The sequence below is a fragment of the Cryobacterium sp. Y50 genome (genome assembly GCF_002929805.1).
Taxonomy (GTDB): Bacteria; Actinomycetota; Actinomycetes; order Actinomycetales; family Microbacteriaceae; genus Cryobacterium.
In genome coordinates this window covers 25,278-51,763 of the sequence record NZ_PJJM01000081.1, presented here as the reverse complement: position 1 = coordinate 51,763, position 26,486 = coordinate 25,278, and the positions used below count along the sequence as shown (strand labels likewise).

General features: G+C 61.6%; 29 protein-coding genes and 6 pseudogenes. 17 read left to right on the top strand and 18 right to left on the bottom strand.

All coding sequences use genetic code 11. The features are described 5' to 3' along the window. Positions 1-1,059: 1,059 nt before the first annotated feature. The 3 genes from CXY73_RS06885 to CXY73_RS06875 all read right to left on the bottom strand — a co-directional run bounded on the left by CXY73_RS06885 (position 1,060) and on the right by CXY73_RS06875 (position 3,243). Positions 1,060-1,863 (bottom strand): hypothetical protein, encoded by an 804-nt coding sequence (locus CXY73_RS06885; RefSeq protein WP_104177256.1) that lies wholly within the window; start codon positions 1,861-1,863, stop codon positions 1,060-1,062. Positions 1,864-2,023: 160 nt separating this feature from the next. Further along, on the bottom strand, positions 2,024-2,416 hold the full coding sequence (locus tag CXY73_RS06880) for a GntR family transcriptional regulator (RefSeq protein ID WP_199185303.1): 393 nt from the start codon (positions 2,414-2,416) through the stop codon (positions 2,024-2,026). Further along, positions 2,413-3,243, bottom strand: a complete 831-nt coding sequence (locus tag CXY73_RS06875; RefSeq protein WP_146071668.1) for a hypothetical protein — start codon at positions 3,241-3,243, stop codon at positions 2,413-2,415. The genes CXY73_RS06880 and CXY73_RS06875 overlap by 4 nt, the downstream gene beginning before the upstream one ends. Before the next feature lie 377 nt (positions 3,244-3,620). Here CXY73_RS06875 and CXY73_RS06870 point away from each other — a divergent pair, with 377 nt between their 5' ends. The 5 genes from CXY73_RS06870 (at position 3,621) to CXY73_RS06855 (ending at position 6,685) form a co-directional block, all read left to right on the top strand. Then, on the top strand, positions 3,621-4,241 hold the full coding sequence (locus tag CXY73_RS06870; RefSeq protein ID WP_104177254.1) for an AbiV family abortive infection protein: 621 nt from the start codon (positions 3,621-3,623) through the stop codon (positions 4,239-4,241). A 428-nt stretch (positions 4,242-4,669) separates the two neighbouring features. Continuing rightward, the gene (locus CXY73_RS21465) at positions 4,670-5,089 is read left to right on the top strand and encodes a hypothetical protein (RefSeq protein ID WP_146071666.1); all 420 of its coding nucleotides are present in this window, start codon (positions 4,670-4,672) and stop codon (positions 5,087-5,089) included. Between the two features lie 256 nt (positions 5,090-5,345). Continuing rightward, positions 5,346-5,993: a GNAT family N-acetyltransferase gene (locus CXY73_RS06865; protein WP_233198187.1), complete on the top strand. Its 648-nt coding sequence runs from the start codon at positions 5,346-5,348 to the stop codon at positions 5,991-5,993. A gap of 189 nt (positions 5,994-6,182) precedes the next feature. Next, complete coding sequence (locus CXY73_RS06860; RefSeq protein ID WP_104177253.1) at positions 6,183-6,377, top strand: ATP-binding cassette domain-containing protein; 195 nt, start codon at positions 6,183-6,185, stop codon at positions 6,375-6,377. 17 nt (positions 6,378-6,394) lie between these two features. Further along, positions 6,395-6,685 carry a hypothetical protein gene (locus CXY73_RS06855; protein WP_104177252.1) on the top strand — a complete coding sequence of 97 codons (291 nt, stop codon included), beginning with the start codon at positions 6,395-6,397 and terminating at the stop codon, positions 6,683-6,685. A gap of 218 nt (positions 6,686-6,903) precedes the next feature. Here CXY73_RS06855 and CXY73_RS22650 read toward each other — a convergent pair. Next, a pseudogene (locus tag CXY73_RS22650) lies at positions 6,904-7,002 on the bottom strand (pirin family protein); the annotation flags it as partial. A gap of 761 nt (positions 7,003-7,763) precedes the next feature. Between CXY73_RS22650 and CXY73_RS06840 the strand changes: the two are divergent. The 3 genes and pseudogenes from CXY73_RS06840 to CXY73_RS06835 all read left to right on the top strand — a co-directional run. Further along, complete coding sequence (locus CXY73_RS06840) at positions 7,764-8,357, top strand: hypothetical protein (protein WP_146071665.1); 594 nt, start codon at positions 7,764-7,766, stop codon at positions 8,355-8,357. Next, positions 8,354-8,521 (top strand): hypothetical protein, encoded by a 168-nt coding sequence (locus CXY73_RS21905; protein ID WP_158254057.1) that lies wholly within the window; start codon positions 8,354-8,356, stop codon positions 8,519-8,521. Before CXY73_RS06840 ends, CXY73_RS21905 begins: the two co-directional genes overlap by 4 nt. A gap of 212 nt (positions 8,522-8,733) precedes the next feature. Continuing rightward, positions 8,734-9,171, top strand: a pseudogene (locus CXY73_RS06835) (Tn3 family transposase); the annotation flags it as partial. Positions 9,172-9,220: 49 nt separating this feature from the next. On the opposite strand, the pseudogene CXY73_RS06830 reads toward CXY73_RS06835, so the two are convergent. Beyond that, positions 9,221-9,460: pseudogene (locus CXY73_RS06830) on the bottom strand (IS1380 family transposase); the annotation flags it as partial. A 429-nt stretch (positions 9,461-9,889) separates the two neighbouring features. Then, positions 9,890-10,411, bottom strand: a complete 522-nt coding sequence (locus CXY73_RS06825; protein ID WP_146071663.1) for a hypothetical protein — start codon at positions 10,409-10,411, stop codon at positions 9,890-9,892. 240 nt (positions 10,412-10,651) lie between these two features. Here CXY73_RS06825 and CXY73_RS23500 point away from each other — a divergent pair. After that, positions 10,652-10,753: pseudogene (locus CXY73_RS23500) on the top strand (transposase); the annotation flags it as partial. A gap of 387 nt (positions 10,754-11,140) precedes the next feature. On the opposite strand, the gene CXY73_RS06815 reads toward CXY73_RS23500, so the two are convergent. From CXY73_RS06815 to CXY73_RS23190, 10 genes and pseudogenes are all read right to left on the bottom strand, one after another. Beyond that, positions 11,141-12,439, bottom strand: coding sequence for a DUF4158 domain-containing protein (locus CXY73_RS06815; RefSeq protein ID WP_369831221.1), 1,299 nt, complete (start codon positions 12,437-12,439; stop codon positions 11,141-11,143). An 89-nt stretch (positions 12,440-12,528) separates the two neighbouring features. Further along, on the bottom strand, positions 12,529-13,164 hold the full coding sequence (locus CXY73_RS06810; RefSeq protein ID WP_146071662.1) for an ATP-binding cassette domain-containing protein: 636 nt from the start codon (positions 13,162-13,164) through the stop codon (positions 12,529-12,531). Continuing rightward, on the bottom strand, positions 13,161-14,711 hold the full coding sequence (locus CXY73_RS06805) for a hypothetical protein (RefSeq protein WP_104177245.1): 1,551 nt from the start codon (positions 14,709-14,711) through the stop codon (positions 13,161-13,163). The genes CXY73_RS06810 and CXY73_RS06805 overlap by 4 nt, the downstream gene beginning before the upstream one ends. After that, complete coding sequence (locus CXY73_RS06800; protein WP_104177244.1) at positions 14,708-15,091, bottom strand: hypothetical protein; 384 nt, start codon at positions 15,089-15,091, stop codon at positions 14,708-14,710. The genes CXY73_RS06805 and CXY73_RS06800 overlap by 4 nt, the downstream gene beginning before the upstream one ends. 10 nt (positions 15,092-15,101) lie before the next feature. Then, positions 15,102-15,257 carry a hypothetical protein gene (locus CXY73_RS21900; RefSeq protein ID WP_158254054.1) on the bottom strand — a complete coding sequence of 52 codons (156 nt, stop codon included), beginning with the start codon at positions 15,255-15,257 and terminating at the stop codon, positions 15,102-15,104. A gap of 577 nt (positions 15,258-15,834) precedes the next feature. After that, complete coding sequence (locus CXY73_RS21460) at positions 15,835-16,125, bottom strand: hypothetical protein (RefSeq protein WP_146071661.1); 291 nt, start codon at positions 16,123-16,125, stop codon at positions 15,835-15,837. 328 nt (positions 16,126-16,453) lie between these two features. After that, positions 16,454-16,735 (bottom strand): transcriptional regulator, encoded by a 282-nt coding sequence (locus CXY73_RS06795; protein ID WP_233198186.1) that lies wholly within the window; start codon positions 16,733-16,735, stop codon positions 16,454-16,456. Then, a complete protein-coding gene (locus CXY73_RS06790) occupies positions 16,732-17,139 on the bottom strand; it encodes a hypothetical protein (protein WP_104177243.1) in 408 nt (135 codons plus the stop codon). Before CXY73_RS06790 ends, CXY73_RS06795 begins: the two co-directional genes overlap by 4 nt. A 103-nt stretch (positions 17,140-17,242) precedes the next feature. Beyond that, positions 17,243-17,493: pseudogene (locus CXY73_RS06785) on the bottom strand (transposase); the annotation flags it as partial. 206 nt (positions 17,494-17,699) lie between these two features. Beyond that, positions 17,700-17,828, bottom strand: a complete 129-nt coding sequence (locus CXY73_RS23190) for a hypothetical protein (RefSeq protein WP_255411366.1) — start codon at positions 17,826-17,828, stop codon at positions 17,700-17,702. 221 nt (positions 17,829-18,049) lie between these two features. Here CXY73_RS23190 and CXY73_RS22645 point away from each other — a divergent pair, with 221 nt between their 5' ends. The 8 genes and pseudogenes from CXY73_RS22645 to CXY73_RS06750 all read left to right on the top strand — a co-directional run bounded on the left by CXY73_RS22645 (position 18,050) and on the right by CXY73_RS06750 (position 24,055). After that, entirely contained in the window at positions 18,050-18,193 is a 144-nt protein-coding gene (locus CXY73_RS22645; protein ID WP_233198185.1) for a DUF4913 domain-containing protein, read from the top strand. A 12-nt stretch (positions 18,194-18,205) separates the two neighbouring features. Continuing rightward, positions 18,206-18,391, top strand: a pseudogene (locus CXY73_RS22640) (DUF4913 domain-containing protein); the annotation flags it as partial. A gap of 315 nt (positions 18,392-18,706) precedes the next feature. After that, complete coding sequence (locus tag CXY73_RS06775) at positions 18,707-19,372, top strand: amino acid ABC transporter ATP-binding protein (protein ID WP_104177242.1); 666 nt, start codon at positions 18,707-18,709, stop codon at positions 19,370-19,372. Between the two features lie 193 nt (positions 19,373-19,565). Beyond that, positions 19,566-20,279 carry an ABC transporter ATP-binding protein gene (locus tag CXY73_RS06770; protein WP_233198188.1) on the top strand — a complete coding sequence of 238 codons (714 nt, stop codon included), beginning with the start codon at positions 19,566-19,568 and terminating at the stop codon, positions 20,277-20,279. Beyond that, the gene (locus CXY73_RS06765) at positions 20,279-21,073 is read left to right on the top strand and encodes an ABC transporter permease (RefSeq protein WP_104177240.1); all 795 of its coding nucleotides are present in this window, start codon (positions 20,279-20,281) and stop codon (positions 21,071-21,073) included. The genes CXY73_RS06770 and CXY73_RS06765 overlap by 1 nt, the downstream gene beginning before the upstream one ends. Next, a complete protein-coding gene (locus tag CXY73_RS06760) occupies positions 21,073-21,825 on the top strand; it encodes a hypothetical protein (RefSeq protein ID WP_104177239.1) in 753 nt (250 codons plus the stop codon). The genes CXY73_RS06765 and CXY73_RS06760 overlap by 1 nt, the downstream gene beginning before the upstream one ends. Positions 21,826-22,739: 914 nt before the next feature. Next, positions 22,740-23,288: an RNA polymerase sigma factor gene (locus tag CXY73_RS06755; RefSeq protein ID WP_233198184.1), complete on the top strand. Its 549-nt coding sequence runs from the start codon at positions 22,740-22,742 to the stop codon at positions 23,286-23,288. Then, positions 23,285-24,055 (top strand): hypothetical protein, encoded by a 771-nt coding sequence (locus tag CXY73_RS06750; RefSeq protein WP_104177237.1) that lies wholly within the window; start codon positions 23,285-23,287, stop codon positions 24,053-24,055. Before CXY73_RS06755 ends, CXY73_RS06750 begins: the two co-directional genes overlap by 4 nt. A gap of 329 nt (positions 24,056-24,384) precedes the next feature. Here the strand turns inward: CXY73_RS06750 and CXY73_RS06745 are convergent, their stop codons facing one another. Together CXY73_RS06745 and CXY73_RS06740 are read right to left on the bottom strand one after the other, a co-directional pair. Beyond that, positions 24,385-25,746, bottom strand: coding sequence for an FtsX-like permease family protein (locus CXY73_RS06745; protein ID WP_104177236.1), 1,362 nt, complete (start codon positions 25,744-25,746; stop codon positions 24,385-24,387). After that, a complete protein-coding gene (locus CXY73_RS06740; RefSeq protein ID WP_104177235.1) occupies positions 25,743-26,450 on the bottom strand; it encodes an ABC transporter ATP-binding protein in 708 nt (235 codons plus the stop codon). Before CXY73_RS06740 ends, CXY73_RS06745 begins: the two co-directional genes overlap by 4 nt. Positions 26,451-26,486: the final 36 nt, after the last annotated feature.

The following is a 26,486-nucleotide window of genomic DNA, read 5'->3' as shown; positions in this document are numbered from 1 at the left end:
GTAGATCACGCAGAACTCCATGTTTACCTGTAACTCACTTACGATCGTTCGGGTCGGTGCGCCGGCGATGGTGCAAGTATTCGCCTGAGCTTGAGTGTTGAGCGATCGAGCGCTGGTGTCGGTAACCTCCTCAGTCAGAGTCGTGACAGTGCCGTCATTCCCGGTTGCTGTCACTGTCACTTCTCCTGCGGCGCAGGTGAAATCGAAGGCTGTCGTTGCAGCGATAAAGTTGCCATTTTCGAGCGCGGCAGAGGCTGCTGCAGAGCACGCCTGTTCTGCCGTACCGGGTGAACCCGGGTCGGCGGTTGCGGAAGCGGCGACGGGACTTAACAACACTCCCACGGCGGCTAGTGCGGTAATTGTCAGGGAGTTTCTAAGAAATTTCATCTAGTTCTGCTTCCTGTTGTGTTTCAGTCACAGACCCGCCAATGCAGGCCCGTCCCTCAACGCTGGCAGTGACCAGGCGATAATGGTGAACATTCACACGCCACACTCAGGTCAACGTGTCGCCCGTCCTGCCCAAGACAAGAGAATGCTCTAGCCGTCGTGGTCGGCGCCGAAGCGGCCAGTAGCTTCACAGCCCGACCTGTCTCGAAACCCTAACCCTCTACGGGACGGCAGGAGCGTTGGACCCATTTGGTCACGTGCGAGCTGAGTCAACATTCAAGAGTCGCGACGGGATCGCGGACGCTCGACGCCAGAACCCTCGGCCGCCGCGCCCAAATATCTGGTCAATCCGTCGCCTGCGGAATCCTTTACGCAAGGTGGTCGCTACTCATTCTCAGACGCGGCAGGAACGGCGAGTGTGTCAGAGTCAATTTCGACCGGAGTGTCACTCACTTGCGGCGTCAAGGTTCCAGATGCTGAATCACCAGCATTTGGAGCCGAGACTGCGCATCCAGTCAGCGCGAAAATGGCTATGAGTACGGTCAGGCTTTTAGCGCAGGACAGCACGTGCCCAATTCTCCCCATATCTCCACCGTATCGTCGTCGCCATATCGACGTGGCTCGATGCACTTGACCCTTGGACGTTGCCTCGCACTGGCCCATTCGGTATCGCTATTGGCCCGCGAAGATCACGATCTCCTGGTTCGCTTTGTCGTAGACGAACTGCAGGGCGGTCGGTCCCGGGAACGCCGACTGCAGTTCGTCGGGAAGGCCCTCGTCATCCGTCATCAACTGGGTCATCGCCGGAAACGGTCCCGCGGCACAACCGCCCCTGACCTGCCCCGAGAATGAATTTGAGTCGGAGTTCTCGCCGTCCGCGGCCAAGAAGACGCTCAGGCACTCGTCCTCTGCGTCGCTACCGAACCAGCCGCCGGCCACGACGACCGCACGGAGCCCGTAGAACTCGTGGAAGGCCTGCGTAGCATCGCCTTCAGCTGCGGTGTGCTGGAGCATAACGGGGACCTGATAGCTGGGATCGATTGATAGTCGGGCGACTTGGTCGGCTCCGGTCTGGAGAGGATCGGGCTGGACTCGCTCGACAAGAATGAGGGCGGCCACGATGACGCTCGCGATGACGGCGAGACCGAGCGCGATCAACACGGTCGAGCGGCGGACGCGGGCGAGTCGATCCCCAACGGCGAGAGCGAGGCGAGCAAGACGTCTCAAAAATTCGTGAGTCGGGCGTTTCTGCTCGTCATCGACGAGAGGGGACTCTTCTTCGCTGCCGGACACGTCGAGCGGATCGACGGTAGGCGCCGGGGGCACAACTGCGAGAAGTTGCGGCGCTTGTTGCCGTCTCGCGTCCTCGAGTTCCTGGAGCCGCACTTGTGCTGGAAAGTCGTGACGAATGTCGGCCTTTGGACCGTAGGCCCGTGCTTGCAGGCCCCGCAGTTCATCGTCCTCAGTCGCCCCCATATAGAAGATCCTCTCACCAACCACTCCGACGCGCAGACCTCCCCCGGGATACCGACAGCACGTCTCTTAAGGGGAACGGCGAATTCAACCCATCGTTGCGACGACCGGTTGAATCCGCCAACCCCCTACAGGACAGCTGGGATTTTCCCGGGCGGATCGCTCAGCGCGTACCTCCCGCGTTCGGTGCTTTAGGTGGGATCTGTTGCTCGGGCCAGATTGCGCGGAGGATGCGGATGGTGTCGTCCAGCCCGGTGCCGGCGCGGGTACTGGTCGTGGCAAGTTGGCGGGCCGCTTCCACTACCCGGAGCGGTGTCGTCGTCGCGCTTCGGCTGACGCGGGTTCCCCCGCCGGTGCGGGCGGTGAGGTAGCCCTCGGTTTCGAGCGCCTTGTACGCCTTGGCGACGGTGCCAGGGGCGACGCCGAGATCCTTGGCGAGCTGCCGAACGGAGGGGAGGCGCTCGTCGGCAGCAAGTCGACCGGAGGAGATCAGGCCGCGGATTTGATCGCGGATCTGCTCCGTGGGCGGGGCAGAACCCGACAGGGTGATGATCATGATCTGGTTGCGGTTGGCCGGCGCCGTCGCGGCGGAATCGCGGACACGGCGACGGCGACCCAGAGCATGAACCCGAGCCCCGCGGCCACGCTGGACGCGCCGACGAGCGTCGGCTGCAGGGCGGCGAATGGCGTCCAGAATGCCACGCTGCCTTCTGAGGTCGGGAACGACGATCGAACGGAAGCTGTTGCGGCGAGGGAGTCGAAGATAAGTCCGACGTGCACCAGGAGCGCACCAGTCGCGATCAAGACGACGTTGCGGGTGCGGACAGTTCGCACGTGTGCGTCGCGCTCATGATCGGGGTCGAGCGCCGGTCGGGCGATGAGAACCAGGTCAATACTGGCGATGACAATCATGACTCCAATGAGAATGAGGCAGGGTACGGAGTAGAACCAACCGTAGATGCCGGTGCCCATTGCCCGTTCCCCACCGAGGTCCACCCTATACACCGTGTAGCGACCTGTTGTCTCCTCCGGCCGCGAGGCGGCACCGGCTGCGACGGTAAAGGCGACGATTAGCGCGAGCACCACGGCGGGGGTAATGAACCACCACCCTTTGGCGTAGCTCAACGGCGTCCGGGGCGCGAGCTCCGCAGTGCCCCGCCCGCTGCGCGCCCGCACCGGCAATGCGACGATGACCAAGCCGAGAATGCCGAGCACCAGCGGGTAGATAAACCGATAGTCCGAGTACCAGCCCCATAATTCAGTCGGAATATGGAGCACGAGCGCCAACGGCCCGGCCAACAGACGCACCAGGACCCCGACAAGCAGGAGAATCAGCCCTGCAGCCAAAGCTGACGCACCAGCCGTGCTAGCTGGAAGCCCCATTTTCCGCCCCCAAATCAGCCACCAGACCACAACCAGAACAATGCCCGCTGCCACAGGACCCAGCACTATGAAGTACAACCAAGCCATCGTTGCAGCCCCCATCTTGTGTCACTTGAATAATACATAAATGTATCATGTGCTTGTCACAAGCGGGGCAGACCGTAAGGCGAACCCAGCGCGACTGCACTCCGCAATCTACGGACCATTGGCCATTCGCACATCGAAGTGCTCGCGACGGTCGCTCGCTTCGTAAGGGAACCGTTCGAGGTCTTCCCGGTGACGAGACTTACAAAGGACCGCAGCGTTGGCTGAGCGAGCCCGCCTCCCCGCCTACGGTCCCCGCACGTCGTCGAGACGTCTAGTCTGGCAACGTGACGATGCTGACGCCGACGGCCGCCCGAGCATTCTGGCTGGCACTCCTGGACAACGCGGCGCGGAGCATCATTGATGCAGACGCCCTGTTCCCATCACCGCGCGCGCAGTCGCTGGTTGTACTTGCACAGGAGGAAGTGGGCAAGGCGGTCTGGGTCTACAAGTCGTTCTATAACGCCTGGAACGACGGTGACGAAACGCCGCGCGAGGTGCCTGAACTGCGCAACAAGGGGCTTAACCACCTCGCAAAGCTCATAGAGGCCACCGACTTCTTGACCGCAATGGTCGAAGTCCCGGGATTTTCAGAGGCCGTGGACATCGAAATCGCGAAGGTCCACGCACCCGATGCGCTGGCCGCCTATCTGAAGGGCCTCGCCCAGGAGGACAACGAGGCGAAGAAGAGGGGCTTCTACGTCGATCTCCAAGCGGACGGCTCGTTCACGGTGCCACATGAGATCGACAGGCCACTCCTGAGGTTTCAGATCTGGGAGGCCGCTGACATGATCCAGTGGTTCCTCGTCGAAGACCATATGCGAGCCAGCCTGACGGGCAAAAAGCCGGTCTCCCCAACCGAGGACGTTGAGACACTGCTCGGAGCTGTCTTGGCTCGCGGCTCGGACGATTAGGTCGGCCCACCTACGTCACATGGGTATAACCGCTTCTACCCATGTGACATGCAACCGCCCGTTGTAGCGGGCATCCGTAACCCGGACCGCGTACGGGAACTACATTTACGAGGACGCTGCTTCGATCTACGTCAACCACCCGTGCAGAAACCCTTATGGCACGTGGCCAATCGACGTAAATGCGAGCGGGGTTCCGTACAACGGCTCGAACGTGAACAACCTGAACGTGATCCGACGGGCACACCTAGGAAATGGCGCCTGGCAGTCCGGCCCGTGCATCGGCATCATCACCGCCTACGTCACCCTTGCAACACAAAGTGGAACGATGAGTACGTCGGGCTACAGCACCCCGATCGCTTCCTCGTACTATAAGGGGGGACACACTCCTGGAGAACATTCGGGCTCAAGCTCCGTGATTGCAGGCGAGAATGACTGACGGCATAAGTATTGTCAGGACCGCGTCCGGGGTGGAGGCGGTCCTGAGGCTAATGCGGTCTGACAAGTCGATTGTGCTGGAAGTCATGGCTGTTTCTTCCGAAGCTACGCGCGAATTCGATTCTGTTTACGAGCGCGCCTTAGAACGCTATCTGGAAGCAAGCGTGCGCAATGGAATCCGCTACGCTGGAACCCCTCCCTTATCCGGCGCCCATGTAGTGCTGGCGGAAATTTGCGTCGTAGCTCCAGTGGCGATGCAATCCATCGGACGGGAAGTTCGTTCCGTGGGCGGGACGGGTTCGGAATGGACGACTCGATGGGTATGGGATCTATCTGGAATCGAGTCTATTGACGGGGAATTAGTCGTGCAAACACACGTCGATGAAACCAAACTGCCCTTGTCTCGACCGTGACTAACCCCTACTAATCCCACCCGGCGAGGAATCGCGACGCGGAAGTTGCGGCGCTTCGCCAGGTTCATGCCTGCGTGTCCCCGAGCGAGTGCATCTGACACACTGAGCGAGTCAGATTCCGCTCGTGAGAACTACTAGCTAGCCAGTGGGGCACGTTCATCCGCGCGGCGGAAAGCACTGGCCGCGCCGAGTGAGTCGCGATCTTCCGAGCCCCGTTCCGTAAGCCGAACCTCTTGCGGGACGTTGCCTGTCGACTATGAGCGGGCAGTTGGTGGCCATCGCGGGCTTTGTGTTGGCCGCCCACGGTCAGTTCGGATTGGCCGTGGACATGCCTGGCTGCAATAGTCAGAAGATGATCCAACGTACTCTGCAGACCAAACGGTTGACTCTCGTTCCGCTGGGAGAGGAGCACCTCGAATACGAGGTCTTCCTGGACGCACATCCCGACGTCATGCGTTACCTCGGTACTGGCGAACCGCGGGAGCGATTGGAAGTTGAGAAACACCATCAAGAACGCATCGACGAAGCGCGAAACGGTCTCGGCTTCTGGGCGGGTTTTGTTGGTGCCGATTTCGTCGGTTGGTGGCTCCTCACACTGGAGGACGATGATGAGCGAGGACAAGCAGAACTGGGGTATCGGCTGCTGCCGGATTTCTGGCGCCAAGGATTGGCTTCTGAAGGTGCCGCCGCATTGCTCGCTTACGGCTTCGACGACATGGGGCTGACCCAAATTTTCGCCGAAACGATGGCGGTCAACGCAGGATCTCGAGCGGTAATGAGTCGACTGGGCCTGACTTATTTAGGCACTCGGCGCGAGGGGATTGCTGGCCCGATTCCCGGCTCCGATCAAGGTAACGTCGACTACGCCATCACGAAGGACCGATGGGCTGCGTTCGTCGACTAAAAGGGCCCCAGAGTCGATACTGCGTTGCACGGAACGAGGTGGGCGGTGGAACGAGGAACCGATGCCGTTCCCCGATCGGACAATGTCATTGCTTCGGCGGGTATTGGAGGGGAGCGGCAAGACGACTGAGGATGCACCGACAACCATTGCAGTTGGGGCGAGACTTCCTTGATCTGGGAGAATGATCCCATGATCGAGGTGGACGAGGTTGGGGTGACCGCGGGTGATGTGACGCTCCTTGCCCCTGTTTCGGTCAGGGTGCAGGGGGGTGAGGCGCTGATTGTGCGGGGTCGGAACGGGACGGGTAAATCGACGTTACTGCGCGTGCTGGCCGTTGCCGTAAGCACGTATTTCACCTATTGCCTGTGTAATCCGTTCGCCTAGGAATGGAGTGTGCTCCCATGACCGCAATTAAAGCAACAGATGATATGGCGCATCCGAATCACCGGCCGATTGCCACGTGGGCGTTCATGCTTCTGGCCCTCGTCGTAGTTCTGCTCATGCCTGACTGGAGCGGATCTGGCACCAATAGACCGCTGTGGTTGTTCGGCATTCCCGTTGTGCTCGGGCTCGTGGGCGCCGGCTTCGCCGTGCGTGCCCGGCACGGGTGGTGGGCACTGGCATCCGCTCTATGGGGTTTTGCGCTGATCCAGATTCTGATCGTCGTCGTTACACTGGTCAGCGGCCCCTGACCGATCTCGAGGGTGAGGTCGGCATCCGCGGCGATGTGCTGCCACTCAGCGAGCCGAGCAACACGCGCATGATCCCAGCCGTCGCCGTGGAGTGGCTCGGGGCGGTAGTGCTCGAAGGTGGGCTCCAGTTGACTGGCGCGTTCGGGCAGCGCCACCAACGATTGTGCACCGTGCACAATCTGGGTATTGGGGGTGGAGAACTCGGAGTTGCTGATGCCGCGGCCGGAAGTCCTCAGGTTGACTTCACCCGTCCCCACGATCGCGTATAACCCAGCCGAGTTGCGATGCTCAATTTCTCCAGTGAACAACCAGCTCATGGTTTGCAATCCGATATGCGCATGCCGCGGAACACTCACCCCGCCGACCCGCTCGAGCGCGGTCATGAATGAGGCGTGCGGGCTGGACTGGACCGTGGTCCGAGGTCCGCGGCTGACTGAGAAGCTGGGCTACGGCTTGTACCGAGTGGGGTGGGTGGGCGTGGCCGCGATGTTGCCGCGCGGCCGCGCGTGTCAGGCCATGAGCCACGCACCTCGGCTTGCACTCGCCAGCGCACAAGAGCAGCCTAGAACCGGGCGCTTGGTTGTATAAAATGAGACTTCGCTTGGGACAGGACACCTATTGCACCCCGCACAAGCATCGAGAGATCGGCTTCAATTTGGCATTCACTGTTGTCCAAACCCGTCACAAGCGAGGATCGGCCTTCGGACTGGCAGTAGCGGTTGCTGTTGCACTGGCTCGCGTCGCGCCGTTCGCTGTCCCTCCAACCCCAGCAGAGGCTGCCACACCGGGGCTCACACTCTCTGGGTCGGTGGGGATAGCCGTCTCCCCGAACGCTTCCACAGAATCCACTGTCCTTGACGGTCCCGCCAGGGGCGGCCCCGGAGTGCGCCACAACCACTTTGATCGGGCTCAGCGCGCGATGGGAGTTTCTGAAAGAAATGCTACAGCGTTGGAGCCCGGAATCACGGTGAGTCCTTCATCGTCGTCCGCGACGCTGAGCACATCCGAGCTCGCTGTCATGATTACGGCTGCGAGCGACAAATCTGCTGTAACGGTTCTCAGCAACGGCGCTCGGATAATGAGCCAGCTGGAGCAAGGTGAATCTGATGCGACGTTCACAGTCGACCTGCCAGCCAACACGAGTCTGGAATCCTACGACGCTGGCTTCCTCATCGTCGGCGATGCCGGCGGCACAAAGCTGGTTCTGGGTGCCATTGAAACCCCGTGGGCGGTAGATGCTGATGGCACCAGGTTGACAACGCAGTACACCTTGGAGGGGACGCAGCTGACGCAGCACGTCCAAACTCAGGGGGCTCAGTATCCCATCGTCGCCGACCCAACGATTACGTTCGGGCTGTGGAATGCGTCAGGCGGCCCCGGGACATACTGGAATATAACCGGCGCACAGGCAAAAGCGTTGGCAGCCGCGACATCCGCCGTCTTTGCCCTGAGGGTTGCACGAGGCTGCGTCGCCGCGGCCAAGATTCCGAGGGTTGGATATATCGTTCAGGGTGCGTGCACGTTTCTGGGGGTGCCGACCTTCAAATCGATGTGGTCCGGCGTGATGAACGCATTGTCAAACACCAGCATGAATAACTATTCGTGCTACCAGATCAAGATTCTGCCGACCGGGCACGGATTCCACAATGTCGATGCGGCGAACTGCGCATGACAATTCTGCGGTACTTCGGCTGGCTGGTACCCGTGATCGTCTTCGGGATCGTGGCAATCGTCACTCCGATCTCGGCGTGGTTGCTCGGAGGTGCAGCCTTACTTGTGGTCATTCTCGGCTACGCGGTGGCGTGGCGTCGCCGACCCGCTCGACGCGAGAGGTGAGCCGTACCGAGAACGGGGCCACGTTCAGACAGCGGCGGGTCCCGTCGGGGGCCCTGTGCGCGGCTCGTTGTGAGTGAATCGTGGCCCGGGTGTCAGCCGATATCGCGCTGATTTCTGATTTCATCCAGAATCCTCCGCAGGCGGACCGCAAAGTGCGGGCGGCACATTTTCGGGCAGGCCCCGTCAGACACGGTTCACGATGCTGGTCCACCTCCCCGCTGGGCCGTGCGGTGGCAGAACTTGGCCGGATATCGAAAACCCTCTACCTCCTCACCTACCTCGATGACGACAGCTACCGGCGAAGAATCCTGACCCAGCTCAACCGCACCGAGGGCCGCTATGCGCTCGCCCGAGCCATCTTCCACGGGCACCGCGGGCAACTTCGCCAACGCTACCGTGAGGGTCAAGAAGATCAACTCGGTGCCCTCGGACTCGTCATCAACGCACTCGTGCTGTGGAACACCCACTATATGGACGCCACCCTGGGCGAACTCCGCCACGAAGGGCTACAGGTAGCCGACGACGACGTGAAAAGCCTCTCACCCCTCGGCCACGAACACATCAACTTTTTCGGCCGATACCAATTCAGCATGCCCGACCTACCGCCCAATCAACTCCGCCCGCTGCGCGATCCGAACACCCAAGACTGAACGACCAAGCCCTTAGCGGACGTTTTCGTTCCCTTGCTACTCAGACCCCGGCTCGAAACAGGACCGGGACGCCGCTCATCTTCGGGAGGCGGCGGACGGTGGCCAGGGCATCCTGGATGAGACGGTCAGCGCCGCGCGGGGACCAGCACGGACCCCGGCGCAACCGCTGGGCCAAGATAATCGGTGCACCATCCACCGTTTTCATCGTCGCGATGAAGACGTTCAGGCCACGAACTTTGGAGTAGCCGTAACCCGAGCCCTGCTTCTGATACCCGTGTACTTCGATGATCGCGATCTTCTGCACAAAGCTGCACGACCGGCTCCTCAGGCCACTCATCGCAGCAAATACGCCCCCAGCACCAGCCCTACTGCGCCAGGCATTGAAGACCATCGAGCAACACATCGACAGCTATATCAACGATGCCCCCATGACTAACGCTGCCTAAAACTCGGTACAAACGCCCGACTTCTGGCCCCCAAGTGATCTAGGTGTGCTAAAAATGTTTCGTCGCTGTCGCGTCTGCGAAATAAGTTGCCGCGGCGTCGCTCACCTGCCGATTTTTACAACGATGCTTGGTAAATTATGGGCCACCAGACCCAAAACATGACGGCATCCACCAGACCCGCTACGCTCACGCGAACATCCCGCAGGCCGCATACGGTCACTCCCGAAGAGCCGGACTACAGATAAATGTCTCAGTTCTGACCCCTAAGAAAACTAGCGCGGGACCCGCGACGCCTTTACTGCCTGGAAGTATTCTCTTGCCGGCCGCAGCCACACGAGCACGGTCGCGACGACCGCGGCAACGGCCTGGAGCGCCCCAAGGCCGAAGCTGCCTGTGACACTGGTGAGCGACAGGGCGGCAAGAATCGTGAGGACAATGCGGGCCCATCCGGCGCCTCGCTTCATGAACAGCGCGAAAATGACGAAGGCGATCATCCAGATGATCGCGACGATGATCGCCACGATGATCACCGTGGTGATCACGGCGTCGATCGTGCTGGTGGAGACGGCCACGCCGGATGTCGCGAGCTGACTCTCGATTACAGATCTGTCAGCGCCCGCGGTCGCTGCGCGGACAACGCCACCGATCAGCGCCGCGAGGGCTGCAAGGAGGTAGAGCCAGAATGCCATCCTCACCTGCTGGGGCTGGCCAACGGGGGCAGACGATGGCGTGGACTTGACAGAAGGTGCGCTCGGAAGGCCAGTGGGTTCGCTCGTACCAGACGAAATGCTCATTCTGTCACCCTAGCCCGCATCTGGCTATAGTGCAGATTCCGCGAGTACATTGACGTGATGCACTACGTCGTGCACAGCGTCGAGGGAGTCCGTTACCCGTTGTACGCAGTGGGTGAAATCGGTTAGGGGGGGGTTTCCATTTAGGTGCCGTAAGACGATTGTATGTCGCCGACGGCGGGCCGAGACTACCCTGGCTCGTATACGCAGTTGCGCGCGTGGTTCGACGAGGACTGAAAGTGTCTGGACTACCTTGATTGGCTGCGCTGGCCTGATGGGTTCGCTTGTCCCTGGTGTGGCAACGGCCGCGGCTGGCGGGCACCGGATCGGCGCTGGCGTTGTGCTGGTTGTGACCGGCGCGTCTCGGTGACAGCGGGCACCATCTTCGACAAGACGCGGACCCCGTTGACTATGTGGTTAGCCACGGCATGGCTGCTGATCAACAGCAAGACCGGCGTGTCGGCCACCCAGCTTCAACGCGAGATGGAGTTGGGCTCGATCCAGACCGCGTGGGCGATGCTGCACCACTACCGGACTGTGATGGTGCGTCCGGGCCGGGACCGACTGCGTGGCGACGTGGAGGTCGACGAGTCCTTCCTCGGTGGCCCGGAGCCCGGAATCCCTGGCCGTGGCGCGCTCGGGAAGGTGCTGTTCGCGGCCGCCGTCGAGGTGAAGGTCCAGGGGAGCGGCTTCGGGCGGGCGCGGCTGGGCGGCCAGCCTGGCTGGATTCCTTCACGCGAACGTCGAGCCGGGAGACCCCGTCAAGCAGCTGCACCCGCGGATCCCCCAACGTGTGGATCCCTCGGCGAAGAGCTCACGGCGGCGCAGAGCGCGATGCGCACCTTCGAGCACGCACAGCGTGTACGCACGATGATCCACCGGCCCATCAGCAACCGGGTCGGAAAAGATCAGGCGCCGCCAAGCGCCACCCACGACGTCATCGACGATCTCCGACCGCTCGACTCTTTTCCGCCCGACCAGCGCGCCCAGCCCGCGGACGGCTTGGAGTAGCGACGCGCCGGCCTCGGTCGAACGCAGAGGCAGCGTCGAAGCGAACATCGACAAGAACGGCCGCACGGTCGCGTATCGCTTCACAAGCTCGACCTGTTCCAGCGTGGGATCGTCCTCGTCGAACGGACTGAATTCCTCCACAACCTGCACCGCTTTCATCAGCCGCTCCCGCATCCCCTCTGTGCGCAACAACTCCCACACTGCAGCAGCATCGATCTGTTTACCCTGTTCGTCCTGTTCGGCAACCTCCAGCAGTACCTTCGCCGCCGACGCCAACGTCACGGACGCACGGCGCAGGGCCGGCAATGACCGTATCTGGTCCTTGACCGCGGCCCGTGTCGCGGGGCCGATCAGCTTCGTCGCCATCAGTACAGCGAACAAGTCAAGGACATCGTCAACGGATGACACCTGCAGGGACGCCACCGTCGCGAACACCGTTGCCCGCCTCCGCCGCTCGGGCATGCGCCGCAACGTGTTTTCGTCAGTAGACCGGCCGTGCCTCGTCAGAACGTCCAGACGCCCCGGGGCGATCCCCGCCAAATCAACCGTGGACGCACCTACTGCGGTTACCTCGCCCACCCGTTCGAGCGCCTTCACCATTTCCGGCCCCGATGCTCGGACCGGTGCCCTGCGAAGCTCCTCCAGCCCGGAAACACGCCCCTCCACAGCGCTGTCAACGAGAGCATCGAGACGGGAAGCCAACCCGGAAGGCACCCGATCCGATAGCAGCGAGAACAACCGCTCGTTCGCCTCCGCCCTCGCCTCGGCGACCAGTCTCGTGACCAGGCTCACCCCCGGCAGGAGCACCTTCTCACGCCGCAACCACGCCACCGCTTGGTCGAACGCAGCTGTCGACCGCTCCGTGCGCGTGGCCGTGCGCGCTGCAAGGAAACCCGTCAATTCACCCAGCACGACGGGGTCCGATGTCCGCCGATAACCGGCACGACTGGGACACCCCGTGGAACTACTGGGCAGCGAGGCCCGCAGATCAAACGCGCCACAACGAGCGACCGCGCCCAAAATCCGAAACCGGCGCCCACCTCCCAGCGGGTCGGTACAGAGGCTTAGTCAAGTCAGTCACCTCGACACGAACGGGTCGCAGTCCTCGCTCATCCGTCACTGTTGTGCCTTCCCAGGTCGATCACCGCTGCCGGGGGGAGGCTGTCCGGTGGCATGTGCGCAACGAGGAGGACTGTTGCCTCGAGCGACCAGGCGGTGATCTCGTCCACGACGACTTGGACGGTGTCGGCGTCCAGGGTGTTGAACGGCTCGTCCAGGACGATCAGAGAGAAGTCACCGGCGGTGCAGAAGAGGTACCAGAGCTTCTTCGCCGAGCCGCTGGACAGCGTGCCCGCGTTCTCGTCGAGCCACGGCGCCAGCCCCAGGGCTTCCGCGCGATCCAGCTGACGTGTCGGTGAGGTGCCCGTCGAACGTGCGGAGAGCACGAGGTGATCGCGGACGGTCATGAGGGCGAAGAGGGCAGGCGTTGTCCGGCACACCCGACGCCGTGCCCGCACGACCGGCAGGTGCGAGGGCGATCCGTCGACCATCACCTGGCCCGACCACGGACGCAGGTAACCGCTGACGAGCTCGACCACGGTCGACTTCCCTGAGCCGTTCGGGCCGACCACCATCGTAAGGCCCGGCCCGCTGACAGTGAAGGACAGGTCACGCACGGCCGGGACGTCGTCGACCCACCCGGCTGTCACCTGCACCACGCACAGCGCAGGGGTTCGCGAACTCACTCGGGAGCCAACGGCATGAAAGTCAGACGATGTGTGAAGCACCACAGGCCTCCTAGTGCGAGGAACAGGACGTAGAGGAACACTGAGAGCGCCCACCAGCCACCGGCTATACCGGCGAAGATGGCAGGGGCGACAAGCGCGCCGGCGAGGAGCGCGGGCGCGTAGCTGACGCTGCGGCGGTCACCGTCACCGTCACCGCGGCTCGCGTGCGCGAGCACGGACTCGCTCAGGTGCTCGGCAAGCACGACGGTCCACGCCATCGCCAGGACCACGAACATCACCTCACCGGTCAGGGTCGCGATCCCGGCGACCACCAGTATCGCGAGCACCGTGGTCTGGACCAGCGAACCGGTCACGTGCGCAAGCCACACCGTGGTCGGTCGTGCGCCGAGCTCCCACAGGGCGCGGTAGTGCCATAGCTTGTCCTCGTGACCGGCGGCTATGACCGGGACGATGCACACCATGCTCACGAGCATCACCGTTCCCAGCGGAGCTGCACGCAGCACGACCTCGTCCAACGCGAGCGGTCCGAGCCATACACCGCGGAGAGCCGGTCCGTGGGAGAGGACCACCCCGAGGCCGATCGCGACCATCGTGAGCGTGACACGAAGAACCAGCATCACCATCGGGTGCACCGTGAGCGCGCCCGAACCTACGGCGATCGCACCCACGACCGTCGACCGTCCCCGGCGCGGCCACAGGGTGGGACGGTCCGCGAGGAGGGCCGGGGCATCGATTCCCAGGAGCGGCACGTCGGCACCTGAGCGCCGAGCCCTGCGGACCAGTGGCGTGAGCACGCCCACCCCTACCCAACCGAGTCCGACAAGGGCAGCGGCGACCGGTACCACCCACGTCGGTCCGAGGGCGAGGCCCGCGACCGCCACGTCACCGCTCCACCGCAGAGCCGTCGAGGCGAAGGTCCCCACGACCAGCCCAAGCAGGACCAGGTAGCCCTCCCACAACCCGGTGGGTGCTCGCCTCCCGGGATGGCCCGTCGCGTTGCGCAACGCGACGAGGTGGCACCCCAGAGCCCCCGCCAGGACGATGCCGAACGCCATGAAAGTCGTCACGGCCGGCCAGAGATGACCGGCCGTCGCGAGCCCTGCTCCACCGCCCACGGCGAGTGCGGCACCGAGGAGGACCCTCGGCAGGTGCTCGGCACCGCGCTCCACCAGCACCACGTGGCGAAGCGGGAGATCCAGCGCGAGCCACAGACCGCGGACCTGCGCCGCCGAGACCGTGAACCGTACGCGCGAGAACCGTTCGCGCAGGAGCGCGCTCGCTTCGACGTACGCAAGCGCGACGATGACCAGAAACGTCGTCGACCAGGCCACGGTCCTCACCTCGCCTGCGCCCACCCCAAGCAAGACGGGGGTGGCCGAGGTGACGAGGAACGCGGCGGTCCCCGCGGTCGCCGTCACGACCGCGACGATGACGATGTAGAGAGCCACGAAGGTGTGAACGCGCATCCGTATCGAGACCGCGGCGAGGCGTTGCACCGCCCAGAGGCTGAGGACGTCGTCCAGAGCACCCTCTCTCGTGTTCACAGCCGCGAGACCGGCCGGTTCTGGGCCGCGTCAGCCGTCGCGGTCGCTGCCACGCCGGCCATCGCCATGGCGACGACCGCGGCCGTCCACCCGAGCGCCTGTGGTCCCAGGTCGCCAACGTCGCTTCCCATCGCCGCGATGATGCTCAGACCAGCGATCGCAAAGAGCCACGACATCACCCGCACCGAGACCCGGGGAACCACCGCGAGCACGACCAACGCCAGCACCGCAAGACCGAGGCCACCCGCATGCAGCGGCGCGAACCGCTCGTCCGCCGTCCCATCGGACGCCCACACCCAGGCACCACTCGTCGCACTCAGCGCGAGCACGGCGAGGGTCGACGGTCGACGTCCTCGTTCAGCGAGCGTGGTCAAGGACATGGCGAACCCTTCATACGGCTAGGCACACGCCGGCGAGAAGCATCGCCAGTGCCAGTCGGGGGAAGACGCTCCAGCGGGCGTCCCGGACAACGAACGTTCCCACCACAGCCAGACCTGCTGCGAGGATGAGGGACCAGGGTTTGACCCCCGAGGACTGCAGTCCCATACTGAGTCTGGTGCGGCTGTGTCTGAGGCGAACGCAGGTGCTGCACCGATACCCAAAGACATGGCTACTCCAACCCCGATGGCGATCAAGCTATTTTTCGTGCGAATTCTCATCATTGGCCTCGAAATCTTGCCGCAACTTGTGACCGAAATACCCTGCACATGTCCGTGGCACTGCTTAAAAGCTATCGGCTAAATGAGCTGAGCGATGGGATTTTAATCAAATAAAAAACCATTCCGCCGGCTTGTTTACTTGGAGACGAATTAGGAGAGCGTCGCGAAGCGCGGGCGGATAGCGCTACACCACCAGCGTGTTGCCCGTCTCCCAGACTGCTGACCTAATCGAGCCCGAGGGAGGGTGTCACCCAGATGTCGTGAGCCCCGCATGAATGACAGTGGCAGTCGCCGCTGCTCGATTGTACATGCGCCTCGACGTCGTCATATTGGCAACAACCGCGTCGAGCACACATCCGGCGCGCAGGCTTCGCTGATCACCCGAGCACGCTCGTCACAGAGTAGACGCGGATCGATGTCGACCTCAGACGTGTCGGCGCCAGACGCTGCCCAACGTTGCGGCTCTACAAACATCCGTCATTCCTGGGTCCCGCAAGAAGGACGTCCACCAGGACACCCAGGCGCAGGAGAAGCACCTGATCGTGCCCACGGCGGCGAATGCCGCTCCAGTGGTTGCGCCACAGCAGACTTCCACCGTTGCTGTGGTGGACGTCCTTGAAGTAAATCAACTGGCTACCGGTCTTGAAACGCTTTTCACAGAGATCATGACATACGACGCCAACGGTGTGGTTTCGTTTGACGTGTAGAGTACGACCGATCTGCTCGGCGCAGAAGTTGCGGCGGTCCTTGAACAACAGCTCAATCAGAAACGCGCTAATTCGCTGAGCGCCCCCGCATCAATACAGATGTTCGCACAGCGAGTTTCGTAGATTGCATGATTCAGAACAGCGTTATCGGGCTCGCCTCCGGGATCATTGGAGGAGCCTTCTACGAGCTGATTCGACAGAAAGCGTGGAACGAGCTGGCGGAGGCGCTGCTGCCTCGACTCGTCAGAGCGGGAGTTACTGGTGGCGTAGCCGGCGTGGTCGTGTCGCTGGGTGTTTCTGCGGTGCAGTGCGCGTTCTTTAATAACTACCTTTCTCTCGACGGGGCGACAGGGGTTTCCCTGTCGCCCCTTTCTGGTTATAGGTATTTTTTGAGGGCGCGAATGAGCTGTGCCATTTCGCGGCGCCCGAGGTCAGTACTTCGGACAATCGTTTCGGAATATCGTTCACGGCGTTCCTTGCCGACCAGGACGTACTCGTTCTCTCTGAGCACTCGTATCGTCTTGGAAATATCAGTGATGCTCAGGCTGGTGAACTCACCAATCGATGCATAGTTCGATTTCTCAACCTGGCACAGGAACCCCATTACCTTGAACCGCTGAAGAGGATACAGAACTTTGTTGATCGACTCGTCAATCACGTGCGACGTCGCCGAAACAGCAGCGCCATAAATACCCCAAATACCAACAGATTCAACAGGGGCACACCGACAAGCACCCAAACGCTCTCGATGGGCGCATTTCGCCATTGTCCGAAAGAGGTCACGATCACAAAAACGCTAGCACCCACCGATACCGAAAACATGTATCCGGGAATCATCGGCTCGTTCGTCCGGCCCGAGCGCGTGGCGCAAATCGCGATAGCCATAAACCCGGCAATCACCGCCAGGATCGGACCAACAATACTGCCCAGCCCCCCAACGACTCCACTACCGTACGCAAGAACGGGTGTAACAGCGATAAGAATAATGTCTTGCCCAGTAAACACTCGAGAAGGCCGAGCGGACAGCGCGGACAGACGTGACTGAGCTTCACCAGATTCCATTATTCCAATCCTTTCTGTCGATTCTTCCTCGTACTTGCAGCCGATGCAAGTATTTCCCAAACTGCAATGTTAACGGGCTCTCCTGACTCTTCCGTGGTTGAAACCGTCCGGAGAGCACTGGTTTGTGACCGCCGAGGCTGAGCATGGCAAGAGCGATGAGAGCGTCGGGTGATGTGAAGCCGAAGGCGATGCGGGTCATGAGGCGGATCTTGGTATTCATTCGACCCGGTCGTTAGAGAGTCCGAGCTCGATGGACGCGAGGATCGCGGTGCGGTGCTTGACGATGCTCTTCTGCAGCTTTACGAAGGAAGGGATACGGCAGCGGCGGGCCCAGCCGACCCATTTGCCGAGGGCCTCTCCATCCGCACCATCGCAGCCGCCGTAGGAGTCTCGATCGGCGTCATCAACAAGACCGTCACCCAGTCGATACCCCCACCCGAATGAGCCCGCAAGATCCGCCAGCTCAGGCCCGCCAAACGCCCAAATGTGACTGACCGTTCCAATGCGGATCAAGCCCCGAGTCTTGGCTGCGCCGACATACCGGGAATGGTGGGCCAGCTCTAACCGCGTTCGGTCGCTGCGGCGATCAGGCGTGGCAACAGGCGCAGCAGCACGACGCGGGCACGGTACAGCTCGCCCAGCGTGTAGTCGAACAAGGTATCGTGATCGTGCTCGTCGAGCTGGGACACCGGGTCAGCAATGAACAGCAGCGCCGCACGGGCGGCCTCGACGGACTGAGGAGTCCCCAGTCCTCGCGCATGGCGTGTAGGTACTCGTTGACGGGCTGCGTCGGCGGCAGGGGGCCGCGCAGTATCCGCTCACCCCTCCGCGCGACTGACGACGATCGGTGGCTTGCGTACGTTGTCATGAGACCGCTCCGGTGGTCACCTGGCCGCGATCGGCATCAAAGATGAGCCAGGTGGTTTTGTTCTCGTTGGATCGAGCGCACATCACCAACATTTTCGTCAGAGTCGACCCCGGCAACGCCAGCTTCCGATGGGCCACAAACTGGTGGAACTACCCCGAAGCCCTCGCCCGCATCAACGCCCTCTGACGAGCATGGGAGCACCTCAGACTCGACGGCGCCACCGGATCAAGCACCTGGTGGATCGAACACGCCGACCACCACATGCCCATCCTCATGAGCATAGAAGGACCATTCGCAAAATCCGAGGACACCAACAAACCCGGTGAACCACTGCCCTACACGGCCCCACCAGAAGGGCTCTTTCCCGACATGCGGGAGAACTGAACGTGACTAACAAGAGGGCCGCACAATTGTGCGGCCCTCTTTGTGTCTGTTTACGTTCAGGGCTAGCGTTGGTTGTTGTCCATAGCGCGCACCAGGTGACGGCCCCGCGCCCTTGGATGAAAGCACCAAAGTCATCATCCGACGTAGCGCTGCAGAGTTGCAGGAAAATCGATGAACATGCTCGGTCAGGTGCCCCAGATCACCAGCTACAGCCAAAGCATCGGCTTCGCGCCAGCAGAACACTGACCGCACAGCAGCCATCTTCTACAGCCAGCGCGCGCTCTGACCGAGTGTCTCGCCATACGGAGGTATCCAATGGTCTTCAGCCTCGGAACACGAACGTCCCCGATCGCCCTCTCGGGAGGTGTCCACGTCTCAAAGCTCGGCAAGAGCTACGGCACACACAAGGTGTTGACCGACGTCAACCTGTCCATGGATGAGGGTGAGGTCGTATCGATCATCGGGCCCTCAGGAGCAGGCAAGAGCACTTTTCTTCGGTGCCTGAACTATCTGGAGGTGCCGACCGAGGGAACCATCACGATCGGCGGGGCACAGGTCGTCGCTGGCGGGAAGCGACCTGACAAGGTGAGCCTTGGCCATCTGCGTCGTGTGACCGGGAGGGTGTTTCAAAGTTTCAATCTCTTCCCGCACCTCACCGCGATGGAGAACATTACGCTGCCGCAGCGAAAGGTGCTGGGGATCGGCAAAGCTGAGGCGGAGGAAACGACACGGTCATTGCTCGAGCGAGTTGGTCTCCCCGAGAAGGCGAAGGAGTATCCGGCTCGGCTCTCGGGCGGTCAGCAGCAGCGCATCGCCATCGCTCGCGCGTTGGCGCTTTCGCCGAGAGTCATGCTCTTCGACGAACCCACCTCGTCACTCGATCCCGAGATTGGCCTTGAGGTGCTCGCGGTTATGCGGGACCTCGCGGACGACGGCATGACCATGCTCGTGGTCACTCATGAGATGCGCTTCGCTCGCTAAAGTCCTCTCCACAGCACCTGCGTATACATCTACCGTCCCCTGATAAAGGAAATGTCTATATTTAGAATCACAGTACCTATCTAAACGTTCTCTTTTTCTATGTGGCCAAAACCTGCAGAGGCTCATTCCCAAAACCAGCATTGACTGATGGTCTCTAGAGAGGGTCTACAGGAAGGACCACGAATTGATCGAAGTGCAGAACCTCATGAAACGCCGCGGCTCGACAGTGATCCTCGACTCGGTCTCATTCACTGCCCGCCCGGGTAGGGTCACCGGTTTCGTAGGCCCCAACGGCGCTGGGAAGTCCTCCACCCTCCGCATCCTTCTCGGTCTCGACAAGGCCACCACGGGAACCGCGCTCATCAAGGGACGCCGCTATCGAGACATCCTCCGGCCGTTGCTCACCGTGGGCGCGCTGCTCGATGACGCGAGCCCGCTGCCCGACCGGCGAGTCGCAAGTCACCTGAAATGGGTCGCCCAAAGCAACGGGATTGCGCAGGGCCGAGTGCACGAGACCCTGGCTCAAGTCGAGTTGCAGGATGCTGCGAAGCTGCGAGTGGGCACGCTCTCGCTCGGCATGAAGCAGAGACTGGGGCTCGCGGCGGCGCTCCTCGGGGAACCGTCCATACTCGTCCTTGACGAGCCGGTGAACGGACTCGATCCCGACGGCATCCGGTGGATTCGAACGTTCCTCCGTCAGTACGCGTCGCGTGGCAATACGGTTCTCGTCTCGAGCCACCTCATGTCCGAGATGGCGGCGACTGCCGACGATATCGTAGTCATCAACCAGGGCCGGATCGTGTCATCCGGAACCCTAGCGGCAGTGACCTCCGGGTTCGACTCGCTCGAGGATGCGTTCTTCTCCCTCACCGGCCGCGCCGTCGCCGATAACCGCGACGCAGATTAGTGAACGCTCTCAACAGGGTGCTCTCCGAGCTGCGGAAGATCGCTACATACCCGATGGTCTGGATCGTTTTCGCACTGATCATCGCCCTCCAGGTGTACTTACTGGCGCAGGCGTATCCAAATCTGAGTGGGATGCTCCGAGGGGTCTCTTTCGACACAAACATAGAGCTGTTTCGGGGAGAGGTCAGGTCTGCCGGAAGCGCCGTCCTCGACCTCGCCGCGGCGGCCTCGTTCCAGACCGCGGCATTCCTGCCGATCGTGATCGCCCTCGCGATCGGGCAAGAATACCGGGAGGCGCGCCAGCTCTCGATCTCCCTCCTCGCCGTTCCCCGTCGACGCCAGTTTGTCCTGGCCAAATACGCTTCGACCGCCGTGCTCGCCATAGCCTTCAGCATCGTCGTGAACCTCGTGACCACGATCGGCATCCTCGCCGCGGCGGGTTCCTGGAGTTCAGGACTCCTGTCTTCACCCGCAGCGTGGCTAGCATCCGGTCGTTTCACCTTCGTTTGTCTTGTCTTAGCGCTGCTCACCGCCGGACTCACGCTTGTGACCCGAGATGTCCTGTCGAGCATCGGAATCATGATCGTCCTCGCCGTCGTCTCGATCGGTGGATTCATCGGCTATGCCTCGCCAGCCTTTCAGGCCTTGCTGCCTTTCGATGCGGCACGCAGTCTGCTGTTGGACTCCAGCTTCGCCGGCTCTTCCACTCCCCTGCTCGCAGTCTTGATCCTCTCGGCCTGGGTACTCGTGTTCGGGGTTCTCGGCTGGCTTTGCGTTGCCCGACGAGACGCCTGATGACGAAGTTCACGACGGATGAGGAATTCAGCTTCCGTCAGCCGCTCGCCGCAGAACTGACAAAGCTGCTCGCCTTGCGAGCCACCTGGATTATCTCTATGGCGACCCTGGTCCTGTCCGCCTGCATCGTCCTGCTGTCCTATTCCGGGATCAGCATGACGGCGGATGAGAGGGGCCTGTCGGCAGAGAGCATCCGTGCGCTCATGCTCGTCCCGGCTTACCTTTTCATCGGCGTCGCCGTTGTCACCTCGGCATCAGAATACAGGAATGGCCAAATCAGAATCAGCTATATAGCCGTCCCCAAGCGGGTGATCCTGTACTCGGCGAAACTCTGCGGCCTGCTCATTGTCGTTGCTCCTCTGGCGATGCTGCTGTCGGCGATCGGTCTGCTAGCCAAGGGCACACCACCTGCCGAAAGCGGCTCCGCCGATCTCGTTCACGCAGCGGTTGCGAGCCTCCTCGTCCTCACGCTTCTGAGCCTCGTGGGCTTCGGCCTGGCGATCATCACCAGGAGCGCTGTCGTGTCGCTGGTCACACTCTGGGCACTCGCGGCACTCGTTGCGCCGACGCTTCGCGCGTCGATGCCGTCCGTGATCCATCTCCTGCCGCACGATCTCGCACTGCAGGTACTCGTCATTCCTGCCGGAGTGCCGAACGATACCCCGCAATCAGCGGCCATTCTTCTGCTGTCGGCCTGGGCAATCGTCTGCCTCATCGTCGCTGGCGTACTTTTCGCCCGCCGCGACAGTTAGCGCCCCAAAGAAAAGAGCGCGGAAGAGCCCACCGCTACTTCACCTCGAACGGATCCCCGCCGACCCAGCGGCCACGCTCCCGCGCAGTGATCAATGACTGCTCGTCCGGAGTGAGTTCGACTTAGACCCAAAATAGTCCGTCGCAATCAGTATCCCGTTGCGATCCCCTTGACGCACGCCAAGCAGCACTGTCCGTTGCGACCGGGCAAGGTCTTGCGATCCCCAAACAACGCGACGGCCATGTCGAATCGATGCGGATCCTGCTCGCGGAACGCTCCTCAGCCACCAAGGCACGCACCGCGAAAGAGCAACCACCCAGCGGGATGTGACCGGGAAGAGTTGATGGTGGATGGTTCCACGTAGTCACCGCAGCGCTGCGGTGGCTGAGACTTGAGAAGTTCACGGATTCGCTCGACGGGTGTGTCTCCGTCGAGGGTGTTATGGCAATCGTGCCCGTAACGACATCAGTCGGGTGCTCGTTGCTGAAGAGCAGATGACCTACGGAGATCTCCACGACCGTGTCGGGATTGGCGAGATTACCCTGCAACCCACTGCGTGTGCTCACAATTCCTCCGCTCAATGCCGAGCGTATTGCAGACCCTTGAGGGGCAATCACGCTGCAGTTAGCGTCGAACCTTGAGTGATCAACACCCAAAACCGCGCCTGTTTCTCAACCAGCTCATACTTCGACCACACGTTCAACACCTCACAAAATCGAGTGTTACGACGACCAGTTGAATCCGCCAAACTTCTTGCGGGAAAAGCATTTGAGTTTCGTCCGAATGGCGGTGGGCCGCGTGGCTGTGCGATCGTCTGGTTGCAGTTATGCCTCAGCGGTGCAGAGAGGTGTCGGGCGGGACCAACTGTAACGTTTGGAGGATGGGCGGACATTACGGGGTATGGGTACTGGTGTGGTGAACGAAGTCGAAGTCTGGACGCGTGCGTGCGCCAATGATGGCCGCGCGTTCACGTGGCTATTCGACACTCATCGTGACCGCGTCTTTCGCCACGTTCTGCGTCTGGTCGACAACGCTCATGATGCTGAAGAAGTCACCTCGGCGTCATTCTTGGAGTTGTGGCGCCGCCGCGCCAGTGTTGTCCTCGTGAGCGATTCCGTTCTTCCCTGGCTGTTGGTGACGGCCGGCCACATCGCGCGCAATGTTAGCCGTGGAACTCGACGGTACCGCGCACTTTTCGATTCCCTACCGCGAGCGGATGCCACTGCTGATGCTGAGCAGATTGCTGTCGCCCACATCGAAGAGGGCGAGTCGGTCGGCTACCTGAAAGCCGCGATGAAGATGCTCAAGCCCTCTGATGTCTCCCTCGTCGTCTTAGTCGTTCTGGAGGACTATGCCGTTACTGAGGCTGCAACTCTGCTGGGCCTCTCCGATGGTGCAGCCCGCACCCGCCTGCATCGGGCCAAAGGAAAAATCCGACAACAACTGACGGAGGTACGGACATGAAACAGATTGATTTCGACCCGGTATTTTCGACGGCAGTTCGCAATGAGCTAGACGCGCGCGTCACCGCGCCGACGTCGCCCATCCCATACTGGCGCAGACACCTCCGTCTCGGAGCAGGCATCTTTGCTGGTGCGAGCATCCTGATCGGAGGCGCAGCTGCTGCCACCGTCTTCCTGACCATGCCCGGCGCGCAAGACGTCACCGAACTCGGTGCATCCGTCGTTGAAACCGCTACCGGAACGGCTGCTGTCCAGCTGGGTGCTGTCCCCGACGGGGCAACTGGCGTTTTCGTTTCCCTGACCTGTCTGACTCCGGGAACGTTCACCTTTGACGACGGCGCGAGCATCGGCTGCAATATGGACGACGTCGGTCAAACCATCGGTGGTGGCAGCTACACGCTGAATCTCTTGCCAGAACAGCAGTCCATCACCATCACCACCGCACCCGAATCCAGCTGGACCCTTGCTGCGACGTACGTTAGTGGGCGGACCACGGAGTGGGCCATCAACGCCAACGGCGAAACGTATGGAGCGCTCAACGAAAGCGGTGAGCCTGACCTGATTGCGGTCATCGCGACCAACGGAAATGAAGGCTTTGTTCACGCTGGGGAACTTGCCCACGCCAACGGCAGCGAACAAGCAGCAACCTTCATATCCCCCAAGCAAGCGCTCGCATGGCAAGACTCAATGGCGGGGACAACCGTCTCGATCCCCGTCTATCAAAACGATGGCGAAACTCGCATCGGAGACTTCACAATCCAATATTGAAGAGAGGAAAAGGGTCGACACCCCATCGCTGGCAACTCCACTCACAGAACTGGGCCCGCACAGGAACGGCGGATTCAACCGGTCGTTGCAACGATGGGTTTTTCTGGCTCTGACAATCTCAGCGTGATGGCGGTGATGTTCGCTCTCGCTGGTTGGCGGCGCCGGCTGGCAAAGACCAGAAGTAAGCGTCCGTAAGCCGGATCCTCACCGGGACAGCTGAGACAGTAGTCCCCAACTATGCGCGGTGCGCGAGCTGACGCGGCTGGTTCGCTACCCAATCCCGAGGATTAGGTAGCGACTTTCGGCGGTGACCTCGGGGTTGCCGTCCGTCAGTCGTTGCGGCGACGCTGCACTCTGAGGACTCCGGCTTGTAGTGGGCGGCATGCTTCGGCTGCCCCCAGGGAGAGTAAGAAACCCAGGATCACGGTGCCTGCTAGTAGGGAAACACCAACAACTGGGAAGCTTTCGAGTTGGACGGCCGCGACCGTCGACAGAACCAGCCCAAGGGGTACCGATGTGCCCAGCGCAACCGCGAGTGGGACCACAACCAAGCGGCGACGAACTGCAAGATGAATGGTCGCGGGCACGCCCATTCGGTCGAGCGCAATTGACTCCGGGGCGCGGTCGAAAACTTGGGAGGCCTGAGTCATGAGAGTGGCGGTTGCGGCCAAGATCAGGCCCACGGCCAGGGTGATTGCGACTCCGGTCTGGATATCCTGGACGAAGAAGGTGTTAGGGCCGCTATCACCCGTAGTCGTCGGCATGGTGACGACGAAACCGGCGATGAATCCGAGAAACGCCAAAGATGCTACGTTGCGCCACGCGCCACGCGGATCGTCGAGGATGCGTCGGGCGGCCAGTAGGCGCGCCACGTTGCCGGTTCGCGCTCCCGGTCGGGCGAACAGTTGCATGAGCCAGGGGCCGACGAGGTTGATTGAGCCGATGACAACGGCGAGGAAACCGATTGTGGTGCCGAGGCCGATGAAGCTGGCTATATCCGTGAATTGTGCGTACACGAGGAATGCGATGACCAGTGCCACGACCACCAGCAGACGCCACCTTTTGAGGCGGCGAGGTGTTTGGTCGCGTGCCACACCGAGGGGCGAGATGGTGACACGTCGCAGGCCAAACACTGTCGAGGCCATGGCTAGGACTATCAACGCACCGATGACCGTGAGCCACAGCCACCACGGCAGCAGCAACTCTGCAATACCGATAGGTCGCATCTGAAAACTCATGAGCTGCCACAAGGGTAGAGAAAGGACGAATATGGCTGATCCCACCAACGCGCCGGCGACAGATTGCACGATCGTCTCGATGACCGAAATCTGTACTACTTCGCCGCTGGTCATCCCAATGAGGCGCAGCGAGGCCAAGCGGCGGACACGTCCGCGGGCACCGAGACGGGCGGCGCCACCTCCAAGGCCGAGGATCGGGATGACCAGCAGCGCACAGGCGAAGCCAGCCAGGGCGACGTAGGTGACTGCGAGCCCAGACTGCTGAGAGCTGGGGAGCGCACCCTCGACCTGCCATCGCTGGAAAAACATCCAGGTTCCCCCGGCAACAGTGAGTGCCAGCCACGAGGAAACCGTGAAGGCGAGAACTGCCATAGCGTCTAAAACACCAGCGCCCTTGGTCGCGCGGATGCGTTCGATCGCTAACCGGGGTGCAAGACTGACGGCGACGCTCATCGGGTACTCCGACTGATCAGCTGGTCGTCGTGAACCATAGCGTCGCGGATTTCGATGAGACGCTGACACCATCTGGCGACCTCATCATCGTGGGTGACGACCACCAGTGAGGCTCCAGAGCTGGCGGTGGTCGCTGTGAGAATCTGCATCACCTCATGCCCGGTTGTCTGGTCCAATGCGCCGGTCGGTTCGTCGGCAAAGACCACCTCGGGTTCGTGAATAACTGCCCGAGCAATCGCGACCCGCTGGGCCTGGCCCCCGGATAGCTCGCCCGGACGGCGATTCTCCATGCCCGCTAATCCAAGTTTGCCCAACCACTCGTCCGCTGTCTTCAGGGCACGGTTTCTGGGAATACCCGTGAGGAGGAGAGGAAGAGCGACGTTCTCGCGAGCAGGGAGTTCTGGCAAGAGCTGGCCGTCTTGGAAGACGAAGCCAAACCGGCGCCGCCTCAACAGCGAACGTTGTTTGTCTTTCAAGCTCGAGACGGATTTACCACCCAGCGACACCTCTCCGGCGTCGGGAACGAGGATCCCGGACAAGCAATGCAACAATGTCGATTTGCCCGATCCGGACGGCCCCATGATGGCAACAGCCTGTCCCGAGGGGATGTCGAAGGTCACATCGGCCAGTGCGCGGACCGGTCCATAGGACTTGGAGAGATTATGAGCGGCGAGAGTCTTGCGCGGTAACGAGGGGGTGATCATGTTCCTAGTCGACCATGGCGGGAAGGCGGGCGCCAT